1 protein-coding gene is annotated in these 342 nt (G+C 34.5%); it reads right to left on the bottom strand.

Annotated elements, in window-relative coordinates; genetic code table 11:
- Positions 1 to 95 precede the first annotated feature (95 nt).
- On the bottom strand, positions 96 to 342 hold a 247-nt coding region (locus tag UYI_RS33980; RefSeq protein ID WP_016870661.1), incomplete at its 5' end, for a transposase.

The raw sequence follows: 342 nt of genomic DNA, 5'->3' as shown, positions 1-342 counted from the left end.
TAGGGCTTGCTGAAAAAGTCATAAAAAAGCAATTTCAAGGGTTGACTAGTTATTCAGCTCCAGTCAAGCATAAGTTTTTGTTGAGTATAAATACTTCACATATAAACTGCAATTATATTAAACCGGAAAAAAGGTGTGGTTTTCAAAAATAGACATAAAAAAGCGTAAAAAAGCCGTGACAAGTGAGTAGAAAGATTCATCACTAAAAAAGTAATAGCAATTGCACACAAAGAGGTATGAGACAGTTTAGCCATTACTCTACCAAGGCTAAATCGTCTTTTGGCTTGTCCAAACTTTCCCTCAATAGAATTACGAATCTTTTCGTCCTCTTGAGCTTGTTTC

This window comes from Fischerella muscicola PCC 7414, from assembly GCF_000317205.1.
Lineage (GTDB): Bacteria > Cyanobacteriota > Cyanobacteriia > Cyanobacteriales > Nostocaceae > Fischerella > Fischerella muscicola.
This window is presented reverse-complemented; position numbering and strand designations above follow the sequence as displayed.